This window comes from Flavobacterium sp. AC274 (genome assembly GCF_979258275.1).
The window spans coordinates 4,441,984-4,456,859 of sequence record NZ_OZ409852.1; the positions used below are offsets into that span (position 1 = coordinate 4,441,984).

Here is a 14,876-nt window from a genome sequence, read left to right on the forward strand (position 1 = left end):
TAATATGCAAAGCTATTATTTTTTTGCCACTCCCGATAGCTATCGGGATAAAAGATTTAAATGATTTCGCCACAAATTCACGAATTAGTTTTAAATATAATTCGTGAATTCGTGGCGAATATTTCAAAGTGCTAAAACCTATGAAGCTTAGCAACTTTTTCTAGTAATGCCATCTTACAAAAGCCTCCATCGCTGCATACGTTGCCAAACCTAATTGTTGGTACAAATCAGCAGTTTCTGCATTTCTGTCTTCGGCTCTTTGCCAAAATTCTCTGGCGTCAGTTCCTTGAAAAACAACACCATCTTTTTGAGATTGATGTTTGAAAATTCCATGACGTTTTGCTAAAACCTGATCAGGGCTCATTGGTACAGCCATTTCAACTTCGTCAATTCCCCATTCCTGCCAAGCTCCTCTGTATAACCATAACCAGCAATCATCCATAAACGATTTTGGCTTCAACACTTTTACAGCTTCAAAAATAGCATCCAGACAAACTTTGTGCGTTCCGTGTGGATCTGCCAAATCTCCCGCTGCATATATTTGGTGTGGTTTTATCTTTTCAATTAAATCAACTGTTAACTGAATATCTTCTGGTCCAATAGGTTTCTTCTCAATTGTTCCGGTTTCATAAAAAGGCAATTCCATAAAATGAATCTGATCATCGCTCAAACCAACAAAATGACTTGTAGCTCTCGCCTCTCCTTTTCTGATTAATCCTTTGATGTAACGAACTTCGGGAATATCAATTTCACTGTTCTTTTTGTTCTCTAAAAACGTTTGTGCTTTTTGGTAAATGTTATCGGCTTCTGCACTTTTGATTCCGAATTTCTCATTATAATCAATTACGAATCTTGCAAAACGCAACGCTTCATCATCCGCAACAGCGATGTTTCCAGAAGTTTGATATGCAACATGCACTTCGTGTCCTTGTTCCTGCAAACGCATGAAAGTTCCTCCCATACTAATAATATCATCATCAGGATGCGGACTAAAAATCAAGACACGTTTTTTAGCAGGCTCTGCTCTTTCCGGTCTGTTTGAATCGTCGGCATTTGGTTTTCCGCCTGGCCAGCCCGTAATTGTGTTTTGTAACTTATTGAATATTTTTATATTGATGTCGTATGCCGGACCTGAATCTGCTAATAAATCGCTCATTCCGTGTTCGATATAATCAGCATCTGTTAACATTAAAATTGGTTTTTTAAGCTGAAGTGCTAATCCTAAAACCGCTTTACGGCTAAGTTTATCTGTCCATGTTACTTTTTCAACTAACCACGGTTTGTTGATTCTGGTTAGTTTAGAAGACGCTTCTTTATCTAAAACAAAAACGGCATTATTATGTTCCTGCAAAAATGAAGCGGGTACACGATTCGTAACTTCATCTTCTACAGATTTTTTTACAATATTGGCTTTACCTTCACCCCAAGCCAAAAGAATAACTTGTTTGGCTTCCATAATTTTCTTCACTCCAAGAGTAATTGCCGTTCTTGGCGTATTGCTCAATCCGAAGAAATCCTTGCTCGCTGCTACTCTTGTAATATGATCTAAAGCTACCAAACGCGTTTTTGAATTTTGAAGTGAGCCAGATTCATTAAAACCAATGTGTCCGTTACCACCAATTCCAAGAATTTGAAGATCAATTCCGCCAAGAGCTTCTATTTTAGCTTCATAATCATGGCAATAATCCGCAATTTGTTCTTTGGTTAAAAGCCCGTCCGGAACATGGTAATTTTCAGGTAAAATATCGACATGATCAAACAATAATTCTTTCATAAAACGAACATAACTGTTGATTGAGTTTGGTTCCATCGGATAATATTCATCCAGATTGAAACTAATTACGTTCTTAAAACTCAAACCTTCCTCTTTATGCAAACGCACCAATTCAGCATACAACCCTTTTGGAGAAGATCCTGTCGCCAAACCTAAAATACAAGGTTTGTTTTCTTTTTGTTTTTCCTGAATTAAAGCTGCAATTTGTTGTGCAACAGCTTTTGAGGCATCTGTTGAATTTTCAAAAACAACAGTATTGATGTTTTCGAATCGTTTTTCGAATCCTGTTGCTTTGTCGATTTTACTTTTTAACATGATATAGTTTTTTTAAATTCTTTTTTGGTCGTTTATTTTAAGATAAAACACTTATAATCAATTCCATATAAAGATAACATCTTTAAATTTGAATAACAAAAAGATTATTATCTGACTTTTTAAAGTAAATCATTGTGAGAGAACATGATAACTTAAAAAAATAATAAGTGTATATTTTGCATTTTTTACGCATTAATCTGCATTTTTTTTGCATAACAAAATTACTCCAATTAGTTCTTTATAACTAATATCCGGCAATGAAAATTTTGTTAATTCTTGATTTCTCAGCTGAAAAACAAAAAAAATCTATTGTCATAAAAAAACCGTCAATTTCTTGACGGCTTTTAAATTGTATTTATGACATTATTTCCAATTGAAAGTAATTCGTTTTTCAATATCCGGATTCAAACTTAAAAATACCGGGCAAGTCATTCCTGCACGTTCAAGAATAGTTCTGTCTTTTTGATCAGCTGCGCCTTTCAATTCAAAAACAATTTCGATTGCACCAATTCTTCTTGGTTCCGCATTCATTATTTTAGTTACTTCTGCTGTTGAATCCTGTAAATCAATGTTCATATCACGGGCTTTAATTCCCATAATGGTAAACATGCAGCTTGCTAAAGCATTGGCAACTGTATCTGTAGGAGAAAAAGCTTCTCCTTTTCCGTTATTATCTAGTGGTGCATCCGAAATAATTTCGCTTCCTGATTGCACATGAATTGATTTTGTTCTTAAATCGCCTAAATAGGTTACTTTCGATGTCATTAATTTGCTACTTTTAAAGTTAAGTCTGAGTCGTAATATAAAATGTAGACACCTTTGTTTGCGTGTCCGCCATCATCTTTTTTATAGTATTGAAATTTATTGTCAACTTGTTCCGTTGTCATTAAATCTGTCGTTTCCTGATAGGTTTTTCCTTGTACCAAACGCATCATCGTATCAAAAGTAACATCAAAACCACGAGTAGCATACGAATTTGGATTCACTTTATTTTTCAGTCTGTATTCTTTTTCAAAAATTAAAACGGGCTGCTCATCACTTTCACGAGTTACAGAAGGATACATTAAATTTAATTTTACCAAATTATCAAAACTAATTTCATCTGTATCAAGTGTGCTGTTTGGTTCTAAAATAACCAATTGAACCTGACAGGTTTTTTGAGCATCGATTAAAGCTTTTATAGTCGTTTTAATCATCGCTGTATTTGCCGTTTCCATTACAACATAATTAAGCCTGTTTGGCAATAATAGGCTTTTTAAATTCGCCACACCCAAACCTCCGGTTTCAGACAAAGCTGCAAATACAACTCCTTTTTGATTTTGCTTGATATAATTTATAACCGATTCTTTCTTCTTATCTACAACAGCAACAATGTTTCCGTTTTTATTTCGCATATAGTCAAAAATAGCGTTTCTAACTACATCATTTGTTGGTATTGACTGATATAAATTATCAATTGGGTTTGCCGTATCTTTTGATAAAGGCGAAATTACAGGCACATTATACAAACGCAATGAATTAGCTGTAGCTTCGGCATTACTTTGATAAAATGGTCCGATAACAGCATTTGCATTTTGAAGTTTATTTTGTGAAATCAGGCTCGAAATATTCGACGTGTTTTTTGTTTCCTGCGAATCGTATATAGCAACATCAATTGGTAATTTTAAAACTTTCGCCGAATCGATTGCCATCATAGCTCCCGAATAAAAATCAAGTGTCATATTCAAAAACTTATCTTTTTTCAGGCGAGTTGCTGTACTTGTTGTGTCATTTTGCATTTTAGCAATATTAAATGGCAGCAGTAAAACCAATTTTTGACGTTCCGTTTGTCCTCTTTTTTTAGTTAACTCAACTACTTCCGGATTAACAGAAACTTCTTCAGATTTTACTTTTTCAAGAATTCTGATTCCTCCGCCTGTATTTTCAACTGGCTTATCAGCCGTTTTTTCAACCGATTTTTCAATTACTGGTTGTTGCTGTGCAATAATTGGCACTGGAGCCACATATCCAGACGGCACTTTTAAAACCATTCCTTCTTTAACACCTTCAGAAAGCGACGGATTTAATTCTGTTAATTCTTCCTGAGTAATGTGAAATGTATGTGTTAAACTATAAAAAGTTTCCTTTGGTTTTACCTGATAATCCATGTAAGTGGTTCCTTTTTTAGCAGTTTCAGAAGGTTTCGCAACAGTAGCTACAGCCGAAGTTTCTGTTTTTGGCGCCGTACCTTTTATCGTTAAACGGTAGCCAACTGGTAAACTTGTTACAATTTCGGGATTACGTTTTTCTAAATCCTCAACTGTCGTTTTATATTGTTTAGCAATAGAATACTTCGTTTCTTTTGCCACAACATCGTGATAGACATATTTTTCAGCAGCAGATGATTTTGCCGGTTTTTCTGTTTTTGCAGTTACTGATTTTGCGGCTGATCCTTTTGAAGGAATCACCAACGTTTGCCCAATTTGCAAACCATTTGTAACCAGGAACGGATTTGCCGCTTTTAAAGCTTCATCAGAAACACCATATTTTTTTTCGATTCCAAATAATGTTTCTTTTGGCTGAACTTCGTGCGTTTTACCATTTTCTGAAACAACATTTTTAGAAACAGATTCTGCTTTAGCTACTGCTTTTCCTGCTTTCGTTGGAATCAACAAAACAGAATTTGGCGAAATTCCAGTACGCGCATCAGGATTTAATGAATAAATATCATAAGGTGTAACCTTAAATTTCTCTGCAATCTGATTGATGGTTTCTCCAGCAGAAACTTTATATTTTACCACTTTCTCCTGCGAAAAGGCAGAAGTATTGATAAAAAAACAAGAGATAATAATGCTAAATAATATTTCATAATATGGCTAAAACAATTTAATTTTTAATTCAAAAACAAGATACTAATTTTGCTTAAAGCAAGATTCGGGCCAGTGTTAATTTTTACACAATAATTATCTAAGATCTATTTCGGCCTTAGCAATAATGATGTTTTTATATAACTCATCTTCTTCCTTTTTCTTGCATTGATATAAAACTTCTTCCATATTTTGATACTTATCCGAGTAAACATAATAGGAAAGACTGTTTATATTAAAGAAAAAACTAGCATTAAAATCACCAGAATCAATAAGTTGCATAATAAACTTATCTCTTGGCGCTGCATCGGTAAATATACCTAAAACTAAGTAATAGCCATTTGAAACTTCTTTAAGATTATCAAAAACTTCAATCTTAACATTTTTTACATTTTTCAGCGGGTTTTCTTTTAATTCCTGTCTCATTTCTTCTGTTGAAACTGATTTAGAAACTACAGCTGAATTTTCTTTACTCTGATTTTTAATCGCTTCATCCTGATATTTTTTCAGTTTAATCAAAGCTACTTTATCATCAAATTTTCTGGCTTCCATGCTATAATAAGAGGCTTTACTGATATGACGTTTTATTTCGATTGTTTTTTGAGTATCCAAAGAATCAATTTTAGAAATCAGTAATTGATTTTGGGCATCGCCTTTTTCCTGCTCAATTTTATATCTTTTTATTTCGTCAAGCGAAAGTCGTTGCTGCAATCCTGTTTTGTTGGTGTTTTTTTCGCTTTCGCGGATTTTCTTCTTGTACTCCTGATTTTCCTCGACAGCGATTCTTTCTACTTTATTCATTAAACCGGCATATGCTTTTCTATTTTCAGCCAGTTCTTTCTTTAATTGAGAAGATAATTCGTTTGTTTTTCCGATGCTTTCATACGATTGTTTTTCTAATCGTTTTGATTGGTCAATATTTAAAACATCCATTCTTTTCAATTCAACCAAATCATTGTTCATTGTATTAACCAAAGAATCTAATTTTCCCATTAAAATATCCTGAACATTTTTATTCGCTTCTAAAACCAATCTCAGTTTTTCGACCGAATTATCCTTAGAACCACTCATATCATCAAGATTCAGTTTCAAATCATTAATTTTTATAATTTTCTGATTCATTTCTTTCTGAACAACCAATCTGTCTTTTAAATCATCAATTTCAACCGTTTTGGCTTTTGTTTTTTCGACAACAACTTGTTTTTCGGCAAGAGCCAGCATCAATTCTTCACTCTCGTTTGCCGGTTTTATTTCTTTTGTATTGATGGCCAATTTATTGCCAACAACCAATCCGTTTACAATTTCGGGATTTTGAGATTCTAACTGATCAATTGAAATTCCGTATTTCTTAGCAATCGAAAATTTGGTTTCCTTTGGTTCAACCACATGAAAAACAGTTTCCTGATTAATTACACGAACTCTGCCGTCAAGGGTTTTTCTTTTATTCGGAATTGCAATTGTCTGACCAATCTGTAATCCGTTTTGCAGTAAATCTTTATTTAAATTTTCTAAATCCTGAACCGAAACATTGTATTGTCTGGCAATGCTAAACAAAGACTCTTTGGCCACAACCAAATGGGTTGCTTTTGAAGAACTTGTAAATTCAGTTTTTGAAATATTTGAAGCATTTTGCGGAATAACTAATTCCTGACCAATCTGAAGTCCGTTGGCAAGAATTGGGTTTGCATTTTGAAGCGCTTCAACAGAAATCCCGTATTGTTTTGATAAACCAAAAAGAGTTTCTTTTGCACCAACAATATGAGTTGTTTGGTTTTGGTTTGGTTTTTCTGCAGCATGAACCGGAATTTTAAGAATCTGGTTGTCTTTTATTCCGCTTTGCGATTCGGGGTTGAGTTTGTAAATTTCATCAACAGAAACCTTATATTTTTGGGCAATAAAATAAGCCGTTTCTCCTTTTTGAATTTTGTGTTCAATAATTGAATCTTGCGCAGTTATTTTGTTAAAAGACAAAATAAACACAAGAGAAATCGTTAAAAGTTCTCTCATAAATAGTAGGTTATAAAAAATTAAGGCCTTACAAATGTAAGACCTTAATTTTAAAAATGGTACTATTCCCACTCAATTGTTGCAGGTGGTTTTGAACTTATATCGTAAACTACACGATTCACGCCTTTTACCTTGTTGATAATATCATTTGAGACCTTCATCAGGAATTCATAAGGTAAATGAACCCAGTCAGCAGTCATTCCGTCTGTAGATTCAACAGCTCTAAGTGCTACTACTTTTTCATAAGTACGCTCATCGCCCATCACACCAACAGAATTTACCGGAAGCAGGATTGCTCCTGCCTGCCAGACTTTATCGTATAATCCCCATGATTTTAATCCGTCAATAAAAACGGCGTCAACATCTTGCAAAATCTGAACTTTCTCCGGAGTAATATCTCCAAGAATTCTAATTGATAATCCTGGTCCTGGGAAAGGGTGTCTTCCTAATAATTCAGGATCTATTCCTAAAGTAGCACCAACTCTTCGAACTTCGTCTTTAAACAACATTCTAAGCGGTTCTACAATTTTTAATTTCATATAATCCGGCAATCCACCCACATTATGGTGCGATTTAATAGTTGCCGATGGTCCTTTTACAGAAACCGATTCGATAACGTCTGGATAAATAGTTCCTTGTGCCAACCATTTTACATCTTCGATCAAGTGTGATTCATCATCAAAAACTTCGATAAATACACGACCAATTGTTTTACGTTTGGTTTCAGGATCGCTAATTCCGGCTAATTCACCAAGAAAACGATCTCCGGCATCTACTCCTTTTACGTTCAATCCCATTCCTTTGTATTGATCTAATACATTTTGGAATTCGTTTTTACGAAGTAAACCGTTATTTACAAAAATACAATACAGGTTTTTTCCAATTGCCTGGTGCAATAAAACTGCAGCAACAGTAGAATCTACTCCGCCAGAAAGTCCTAAAACAACTTTATCGTTTCCTAATTTCTCTTTTAATTCTCCCACCATTTCTTCAACAAAAGCATTTGGTGTAAAGTTTTGAGGAACTTCGGCAATTTTTACTAAAAAGTTCTCCAGCATTTTTGATCCATCTGTAGAATGGAAAACCTCTGGATGATATTGAATAGCATAAGTAGTTTCGCCATCAATTTTATAAGCTGCATATTCTACATCGTGAGTACTCGCCAATTTCACAGCATTGGTTGGCAAAGCTTTGATACTATCGCTATGGCTCATCCAAACCTGGCTATTTTCTGAAACACCTTCAAAGAAAGTTTCATTGTCTTTAATATAAGACAAATTTGCTCTACCATATTCTCTGGTGTTTGAAGCTGCTACTTCACCTCCGCTAAAATGCGCTAAATATTGTGCTCCGTAACAAACTGCCAACATTGGCAATTTGCCTCGAATTTGAGATAAATCAGGATGTGGAGCATCTTCTGCACGAACAGAAAATGGGCTTCCTCCTAAAATTACGGCTTTATAAGGTGATAAATCACTAGGAAAGTGATTGTAAGGAAAAATTTCGCAGAATATATTTAATTCGCGAACTCTACGCGCAATAAGCTGTGTATATTGCGATCCGAAATCTAAAATAAGTACGTTGTGTTGCATGCGCAAAAATACTTTTTATATTCGAAATTGAAAAATCGGAACTGTGAAAAAAAAATATTTTTTTTTCACAGTTCCGATTTTAGGTTCAAAGGTTCTGAGATTCAAAGGTTCTGAGGTTTTAAATCTCATAATTTGAAAGATTTTTCTTTATCTCTTTATTAATTTTAATCTTTTTGCCTTAAAATATATATTTCTTTTATTTTCAATTTTAAATTGAAAGAATCTGATTTACAAAGGTTGGAAGATTTTAAAATTTATGATTTGAAGGATTTTTCCTTTAAACCTTTGTGTCTTTGAAACTTTGTATCTAAAAAACAAAAATCCAATAATCCCAAAACTTCGTATCTATGCAAAAAACCATTCAAGTATGAAATCAAAACTAATTGCCTCAACCCTTTTATTATCCTTATTTTTCACTTCCTGCGATGCTATTGACGATTTATTGTCATTTACAATTTCAAACGAAGCCTCAATTCAGATAAAAAGTACTTCGCCTATTAATTTACCTACGGAAATTATTACGCCGGATGTTACAACAAATTCATCGGCAGAATTTAAAAACAATAAAACGGAAGCGGGTTTAGTGAAAGATGTAAAACTAAAATCGCTCAACCTAACGATCACAAATCCTGACGGAAAAACTTTTACATTTCTAAAATCTATTCACCTTTATATTTCAACTACAGATTCTGATGAAATAGAATTGGCGTATCAGGATAATATCACCGAAACAACGAATATGATTAAACTAATTAGCACCAACGCCAAATTAGACAAATACATAAAAGCTGATCAATATAAAATTAGAACACAAGTTACCCTAAAAGAAACACTTACAAAAGATGTAACCGTAAAAGCAGATATGAAGTTTGGAGTTACTGCGGATCCGTTCTAAATTTCTAAGGTTCTAAGATGCTAAGATTCTAAGTTTTCTGTTAGCATCTAAAATTACAAAGCGCCAAAGGTTCAGAGTTTAAAAAGTGTAGTGGCTTTTACAGCTTTGTTCCTTTGAACCTTTGCCACTTTGAACCTAAATTAATGTAGATTATAAAATATAATTCTTTAAATATAAAACAAACCCAATCGAAATGAGTGTTACCTTTAAGAGGAATTCTAAAAAACACATTCGATGAGTAAAATAGTTGCAGAACAATTAGTTGAAATGTTGGTAGAAGCTGGAGTAAAACGTGTTTACGCAGTTACCGGTGATAGCTTAAATCATTTTAATGATGCGATACGAAGAAACGGAAAAATAAAATGGATTCATGTTCGCCATGAAGAAGTGGGCGCTTATGCAGCTGCTGCCGAAGCCGAATTAGACGGTTTTGCTGTTTGTGCAGGAAGTTGCGGCCCGGGACATGTTCATTTAATTAATGGATTATATGATGCACATCGCTCACATGTGCCTTTGTTAGCCATTGCATCCACAATAAATACAGGAGAAATGGGGATGGATTATTTTCAGGAAACCAATACCATCAAACTTTTTGATGATTGCAGTTGTTATAATCAAATGATTATGACGGCTGAACAAGCTCCAAGAATCATACAAACTGCCATACAACACGCTTTAGGCAAAAAAGGCGTTGCTGTTATTGGTCTGCCCGGCGACGTTTCTGAATTAAAAGCCGTTGAAAGTAATATATCGACTCAGTTTTTTCATTGTAATCCCGTTATCCGCCCTTCTGATAATGAATTACAGCATTTGGCAAAAGCCATAAATGAGAGTACAAAAATCACTTTATTCTGCGGAATTGGAGCTGAAAAAGCACACGATCAGGTGGTACAATTATCACAACATATTAAAGCTCCTGTAGGATATTCGTTTAGAGGAAAAATGAGTATTCAGCCCAATAATCCTAATGAAATTGGAATGACAGGATTACTTGGTCAGCCTTCTGCCTATCATAGTATGCACGAATCAGATTTGGTATTATTATTAGGAACTGATTTTCCGTACGATAAATTCATGCCTAATGATAATAAAATCATTCAAATAGACACCAGTACTGAACGTTTAGGAAGAAGAGCCAATCTTTACATGGGATTATGCGGTGATGTTGCCGATACAATAGAAGCTTTGCTGCCCTTGCTGGAAAACAAAACAGACGACAGTTTTTTACAGGCTCAGCTTAAAATTTATGCGAGTGTAAAAGAAAACATGAACATTTATATCGATGACAATGGCGGAGAAGACACAATTCAACCCGAATACGTCGCTCATATTATCGATAAATTAGCCAATAAAGATGCCATATTTACCGTAGATACGGGAATGACCTGTGTTTGGGGAGCTCGTTTTATTAAAGGAACCGGAGAACGAAAAATGCTGGGCTCTTTTAATCACGGATCGATGGCAAATGCAATGCCAATGGCTATTGGTGCAGCTCTCGCACATCCTGAAAGACAAGTTATTGCCATGTGTGGCGATGGTGGTTTGTCTATGTTATTGGGTGATTTAGCAACCATTCATCAATATAATATTCCGATCAAAATTATTGTTTTTAATAATCGTGCGTTAGGAATGGTAAAACTCGAAATGGAAGTTCAGGGATTGCCGGATAACGAAACGGATATGACTAATCCTGACTTTGCTTTAATAGCTCAGGCGATGGGTTTTCAGGGTGTAAACGTACATAAACCCGAAGAAGTTGAAGGAGCAATTGAAAATGCATTCCGACATAATGGTCCTATTTTGCTAAATATTTTTACGAATCCGAATGCGCTGGCAATGCCTCCAAAAGTAGAATGGGAACAAGTTGTGGGTATGGCAAAATCTATGACAAAATTAATGCTGGGCGGTAAAATGGATGAAGTTTTAGATACCGTTAAATCAAATTATAAACATTTGAAAGAAGGCCTATAAGGTTCAAAGTTGCAAAGTAACTAAGGTTCAAAGGTTTCAAAGTACAGCACTTTGTTCCTTTGAACCTTTGTCGCTTTGACCTTTTTACTCTTTCGTAACAACAATCGAAGCTTTAAAACCTGCAGCAAGGTTGTTCCAGTAATCATTGGTTATTAAAGCTCCTTTATCATCGAATACCTGAATTTCTGCAGTATTTCCTCCTAATGTTCCAATGTTTAAGGCTTCAAAATCGAGTTTATTAAAACCATTAACAAGGTCGATTTTTACTTGCTTAAAGCTGGCATCAAGAAATAATTGATTTGCAATAACTCTATCATTGGATGAAACGCGAACTAAATCGCCGTCAATGGCACCAAAATCCCTGAATTTCACAATAAAATATTCAGATTTGGTTCTGAAATCTCCAAGGGAAATATTTTTCTTAACCAATTCTCCCCTTCCTTCTTTTAGTCCGGCATCTTTTAAGGCTTTATCCAGTTCTTTCTCCATTTTCGGCACATAACGATCGCCGGGATTGGCAAAATCGTTTTCTGTAGACATGGTGAATTTACTTTTTTCTTCTCCAATCTGAAATTTTGATTTTGGAGTTATACTTGTATTCTCAAAAACGTTGGGTGTTTTTATACTCGGAATATCTGAATTTTCTCCCTGAGGATCTTTTACTTCAGGAATTTTCTTTGGCTTTGCACTAAACTTTGGTGCAGGAATACTTTTGTATTTAGTACTAAATTCAGTTTGTGCCGACATTGCTGCGGCAGTAAAAAATAATATGAAAAATAAAATATGTTTCATTGAAATAGTATTATCGAATCGGCTTTTAAAATTTTACAAACCCAAAAAGTAGCTTCACAAAAATAGCATAATTTAGTTAGGCACTACAGCTTTAAGATTTTTATAACAATATATTAGGCTAATTTTTAGAATCAAAAAACCTGCCAAAAAAAGCGATCGTAATTTTACTCTCTCAAATTATATAAATAAAAAAATCCGACTCATTTTCATAAGTCGGATTTGTTATTTTGCTTCAATCTTTAACAATTACGGCTGTTAGCGTAGAAACATCTAAGGTTTTATTTGCACTAAAAGTCAGATGGACATAATCAGAATAAGTAACTCCGGTTTCCAAATAATCTACATACGTAGTTCGTTGAAACACCTCACCATCAGTACTTTTAGCAGTGAATTTTACAGAGAATGTTCCTTGTTCATAAACACTATATGATGTTTTTGAAATGTTTTTTACATCAAAATCTATGGCGAGATAATCACCATAAAGTTGTTTTCTTGTTATGTTCAAAGAAAAATCGGCTACATTAAACGCTGCATTATTTGATGGAATAACTTCGTCATCATGGCTTGAACTGCAATTAATAAATAATAACGACATTGTAACTAATAGCACAACATTCCAAATTGTTTTTTGAAAAGATAATTTTCTCATAGCTAAAATATTAGATTTTATTTTTCTTTATAATTTTTTAATTGCCTTAAAAAAATAGACAATAGTCTATATTATTTTGCAATAATAGACAAAATCCTATATTAATAAAACTAAATTGTAAGAATTATTTTATTTTAACGTAATGAGAAATTATTTTTTTTAAGAAAGTACCAAAATAAAATTTTGAAAATCATCAACTTATTCCTAACTTCAATACCTTAATTATTCCACTAAAAAAACACAGAAAATGGATTATATAGACTATTATAAAACATTAGATGTTTCAAAATCAGCCACAGAAACTGAGATTAAAAAAGCGTATCGAAAACTGGCCAGAAAATACCATCCTGATTTGAATCCGAATGATAAAGAAGCGGAGAAAAAATTTAAGGAAATCAACGAAGCTAATGAGGTTTTAAGCAATCCCGAAAATCGAAAAAAATACGACAAATACGGCAAAGACTGGCAACATGCAGACGAATTTGAGAAAGCGGGTTACAACCCAAATCAACAACGATCAGGACAACAAAGCAGTTCTGATTTTTCGGGCGGAGACTTTTCTGGTTTTGGTGGCGATTTTTCGGGAAGTGATTTTTCAGATTTCTTCAATTCCATGTACGGATCTGCAGGAAGAAGTTCCAGAAGTCAGGCAAAATATCGAGGCCAGGATTTTAATGCAGAATTACAATTAGATTTAGCCTCGGCATATACCACACACAAACAAAATTTGGCTGTGAACGGAAAGAATATCCGAATCACAATTCCGGCAGGTGTCGAAAATGGTCAGATTATAAAAATTCCCGGTCATGGCGGACCCGGTGCAAACGGTGGCCCGAATGGTGATTTGTATATTACTTTTAATATCGAAAACAATTCTGATTTTAAACGCGAAGGAAATAATTTATACTCAGATGTTGATCTTGATTTGTATACCGCAATTTTAGGCGGAGAAATTTATGTGAATACTTTTGATGGAAAAGTAAAAATTAAAGTTCCTGCAGAAACCCAAACCGGAACGAAGGTGAAACTGAAAGGAAAAGGATTTCCGGTTTATAAAAAAGAGAATCAATTTGGCGATTTATACATTACTTATAATGTAAAAACACCAACAAAATTATCTCAGAAAGAAAAAGAATTATTCGCAGAATTAGCTAAAATCAAAAATCATGAATAGTAAAAATTTAATCCAGATAAAACAATTTTGCCTGTATCACGAAATTGAAAATACTTTTATAACAGAGCTGAATAATTATGGTTTAGTTGAAATTATTATTCAGGAAGAAGATGAATATTTACAGCCGGAACAATTGCCTGCAATAGAAAAAATGATACGAATGCATTATGATCTTAAAATCAATCTGGAGGGAATTGATGCTATTTATCATTTGCTGAATAAAATTGAAACTTTACAGCAAAACTTAACGGCAACACAAAATAAGCTTCGCCTTTTTAAACAGCATCAAATCGAATAATCATTTCAATTTTACGATTTAAAATATCACAAAAAACAATAATTCACAGATGGATTTTAAATAAAAAACCTCCTTTTCAGCTACATATTTTATAAATTGCAGCAGAATTAATTAACCCGAATTTGTTTTTAAAACTGACAAAAACGATTCAGAAAAACTAACAAAATGAAAAGAGAAAACATCTTGACAGGATCACCATGGGAAGATAAAATGGGATATTGCCGTGCTGTAAGAATTGGTAATATTATCGAAGTTTCAGGAACTGTGGCAATTGTTGATGGCGAAAAAGTAAAAGCTGACGATGCTTATGCTCAGACGTATAATATTTTGGAACGTGTTGAAAAAGTTCTTGAAGATTTGAATGTTGGAATGAAAGATGTAATCAGAACGCGTATTTTTACAACCAACATTTCAACTTTTGAAGATGTTGCAAGAGCACATTCTGCTTTCTTTAAAGATGTAAAACCTACAACCGGTTTTTATGAAATCAGCAAACTGGTTGCTCCTGAATATTTAGTTGAAATTGAATTTACAGCTGTGATAAAATAATATTTTTTTAGCCA

General features: G+C 33.9%; 12 protein-coding genes. 5 read left to right on the forward strand and 7 right to left on the reverse strand.

Translation table 11 applies throughout. The annotated features are described in order from the left end of the window. Nucleotides 1-160: 160 nt before the first annotated feature. The 5 genes from nagB to guaA all read right to left on the reverse strand — a co-directional run bounded on the left by nagB (nt 161) and on the right by guaA (nt 8,534). Entirely contained in the window at nt 161-2,089 is a 1,929-nt protein-coding gene (nagB, locus tag ACZZZT_RS20165) for a glucosamine-6-phosphate deaminase (protein WP_463461695.1), read from the reverse strand. Nucleotides 2,090-2,452: 363 nt separating this feature from the next. Continuing rightward, the gene (locus tag ACZZZT_RS20170; RefSeq protein ID WP_042563212.1) at nt 2,453-2,854 is read right to left on the reverse strand and encodes an OsmC family protein; all 402 of its coding nucleotides are present in this window, start codon (nt 2,852-2,854) and stop codon (nt 2,453-2,455) included. Beyond that, the gene (locus ACZZZT_RS20175) at nt 2,854-4,869 is read right to left on the reverse strand and encodes a muramidase family protein (RefSeq protein WP_463461696.1); all 2,016 of its coding nucleotides are present in this window, start codon (nt 4,867-4,869) and stop codon (nt 2,854-2,856) included. The genes ACZZZT_RS20170 and ACZZZT_RS20175 overlap by 1 nt, the downstream gene beginning before the upstream one ends. Before the next feature lie 162 nt (nt 4,870-5,031). After that, a complete protein-coding gene (locus ACZZZT_RS20180) occupies nt 5,032-6,942 on the reverse strand; it encodes a LysM peptidoglycan-binding domain-containing protein (RefSeq protein WP_463461697.1) in 1,911 nt (636 codons plus the stop codon). A gap of 62 nt (nt 6,943-7,004) precedes the next feature. Further along, nucleotides 7,005-8,534: a glutamine-hydrolyzing GMP synthase gene (gene guaA, locus ACZZZT_RS20185; RefSeq protein ID WP_042563209.1), complete on the reverse strand. Its 1,530-nt coding sequence runs from the start codon at nt 8,532-8,534 to the stop codon at nt 7,005-7,007. Between the two features lie 367 nt (nt 8,535-8,901). Between guaA and ACZZZT_RS20190 the strand changes: the two genes are divergently transcribed. Both ACZZZT_RS20190 and ACZZZT_RS20195 read left to right on the forward strand, forming a co-directional pair. Then, the gene (locus tag ACZZZT_RS20190; RefSeq protein ID WP_463461698.1) at nt 8,902-9,429 is read left to right on the forward strand and encodes a hypothetical protein; all 528 of its coding nucleotides are present in this window, start codon (nt 8,902-8,904) and stop codon (nt 9,427-9,429) included. Nucleotides 9,430-9,663: 234 nt separating this feature from the next. Beyond that, nucleotides 9,664-11,400, forward strand: coding sequence for a thiamine pyrophosphate-dependent enzyme (locus ACZZZT_RS20195; protein ID WP_463461699.1), 1,737 nt, complete (start codon nt 9,664-9,666; stop codon nt 11,398-11,400). Between the two features lie 84 nt (nt 11,401-11,484). Here the strand turns inward: ACZZZT_RS20195 and ACZZZT_RS20200 are convergent, their stop codons facing one another. Further along, on the reverse strand, nt 11,485-12,192 hold the full coding sequence (locus tag ACZZZT_RS20200) for a hypothetical protein (RefSeq protein WP_463461700.1): 708 nt from the start codon (nt 12,190-12,192) through the stop codon (nt 11,485-11,487). A 232-nt stretch (nt 12,193-12,424) separates the two neighbouring features. Further along, nucleotides 12,425-12,841, reverse strand: a complete 417-nt coding sequence (locus ACZZZT_RS20205; protein WP_463461701.1) for a hypothetical protein — start codon at nt 12,839-12,841, stop codon at nt 12,425-12,427. A 247-nt stretch (nt 12,842-13,088) separates the two neighbouring features. Here ACZZZT_RS20205 and ACZZZT_RS20210 point away from each other — a divergent pair, with 247 nt between their 5' ends. The 3 genes from ACZZZT_RS20210 to ACZZZT_RS20220 all read left to right on the forward strand — a co-directional run bounded on the left by ACZZZT_RS20210 (nt 13,089) and on the right by ACZZZT_RS20220 (nt 14,862). Beyond that, entirely contained in the window at nt 13,089-14,015 is a 927-nt protein-coding gene (locus tag ACZZZT_RS20210) for a DnaJ C-terminal domain-containing protein (RefSeq protein WP_463461702.1), read from the forward strand. After that, on the forward strand, nt 14,008-14,313 hold the full coding sequence (locus tag ACZZZT_RS20215; protein WP_463461703.1) for a chaperone modulator CbpM: 306 nt from the start codon (nt 14,008-14,010) through the stop codon (nt 14,311-14,313). Before ACZZZT_RS20210 ends, ACZZZT_RS20215 begins: the two co-directional genes overlap by 8 nt. 165 nt (nt 14,314-14,478) lie before the next feature. Beyond that, complete coding sequence (locus ACZZZT_RS20220) at nt 14,479-14,862, forward strand: RidA family protein (RefSeq protein WP_463461704.1); 384 nt, start codon at nt 14,479-14,481, stop codon at nt 14,860-14,862. Nucleotides 14,863-14,876: the final 14 nt, after the last annotated feature.